We start from the raw sequence: 1,553 nt of genomic DNA, 5'->3' as shown, positions 1-1,553 counted from the left end.
AATTTTCTGGTGAATCGAGTACCTCTTTTTTGCTTTTTTGTCAATGGGGCATAGTTATCCCATCGGAAAGGGTTTTTGATCGTTTTCGTCTTTAGGCTGCCTTCTTTCGTGGTGCAGGCTCCTCCCGGTTTCTTTTTTTGGCGATTTTTACCGCATTGGCCGCCATAGTTGCAAAAAGTACCATCAGCATTTCCCGCTTTTCGCCCCTGACTTTTATTTTTTTCAGTCCGTAATGTTCTTTGTGCGTCCCAAAAACACCCTCCATCACCGTTGCCCTTTGCTTTGATATTTCACTGCTGAGTATCTTTTCAGCTTTGGAGTGGTTTTTAGGGCCTTTTTTGGGGAAGCAGGTGAATATGCTGTTTCCAGTACAGTATCGTCTGTTTTCGTTGGTGGCATATATTCGGTCTGCGCCGAGCTGTGATGTTCCTTTAAAAACTGTTTTATGTTTCACCACGGAGATTTTCAGCCTTTTACATTCATTGAAGTTTTTGAAACTCATCTTGTCTATAAAAGATAGCCCGTCCACCTGCAGCATGTGTACTTTCATTCCGAACTCCACAGGTTTGTTTTCTTTTCCTCTTACTATTGGTCTGATATAGGGTTTGTGAAGGGAAACGATCCTGTCTTTCAGCTCAGATGGCTTGTGGGTCAACAGAAATGTCTGCTGTACCAGAATTTTCTTGATGGTTCTCAAACAGGCAAAATCTTCCGGCCTCATACATTCTCCCCGGAACATATCCATTATTTGCTGAAGTTGCCCGATTCCTTTTTCCAACAGGTATACCAGCGATTCCCTTCTGCGGAGCGTTTGTTTATGGCTGTTTTTTCTTTTCCTGAAATAGGCAAGCTGTTTAATCTTCTGCTCCCGGTATTTGGAACGCGGCCTTTTGATCTTCAGGATCTTGCACAACCTGAAAAGCTGCTTTTCAAACACCCATTCACAGCACTCCCACAAAAGTTTCACATCGGTAGGAAAGCGGATATAGCTCTCGTAACAGGTGGCATCCATGAGAAGTACATGGGAATTGTTCACATCCCTTTTCCAGTGGTTGAGCAGTACTGACTGGACCTGTTCCCATTCACAGTTTTTTTCAATATAAGCCCTAATACCTGTCATCAGGGTATAATCCCTGATCTGCTTGTCCTCGGCCAGAACTTTGCCGCAGAACATCTGCAGACTGTAATCTGTATTAAATCTTTCGATCAGCTGTCTGTCGCTGACATTGAGGTAGGCCTTCAAGAACATCATGGCAAACATTCCCTTGGCATCAAACCACCTGGGAGCGCCGGGACCTCTATTCTCTGCCGGAAGACATCCTGCAAGCTCATCCCAGGGAATAGAATCTTTTATCTGACCGAACAATGAATTCTTAAAAAAATGATATTTTGGAGAATATCCGTCGAAGTCTTTGAAAATCTGTAGTTGCGCTGTATCTTCCATCGTATTTTTGTTTAGCAACGTTAAAATACAAAAAAGAAAACCCCGGAAAAAGCCTAAAAGTGACTATTTTCGGGGTTTTTAAATTAAATTACCTCTATTTAATTCATTG

At 42.5% G+C, this 1,553-nt stretch carries 1 protein-coding gene; it reads right to left on the bottom strand.

Going from position 1 to position 1,553, the window contains the following annotated elements; translation table 11 throughout:
* Positions 1-91: 91 nt before the first annotated feature.
* Positions 92-1,444 (bottom strand): transposase, encoded by a 1,353-nt coding sequence (locus tag GCU44_RS22880; RefSeq protein ID WP_154859707.1) that lies wholly within the window; start codon positions 1,442-1,444, stop codon positions 92-94.
* Between the last annotated feature and the right edge of the window lie 109 nt (positions 1,445-1,553).

The sequence above is a fragment of the Cyclobacterium xiamenense genome, assembly GCF_009467825.1.
GTDB lineage: Bacteria > Bacteroidota > Bacteroidia > Cytophagales > Cyclobacteriaceae > Cyclobacterium > Cyclobacterium xiamenense.
Note: the sequence above shows the minus strand (reverse complement) of the source record. Positions and strands in the feature narration are given on the sequence as shown.

Coding starts and splice junctions, on each gene's coding strand:
- GCU44_RS22880 (WP_154859707.1), bottom strand. CDS start 1,444: ATGGAAGATACAGCGCAACTACAGATTTTCAAAGACTTCGACGGATAT.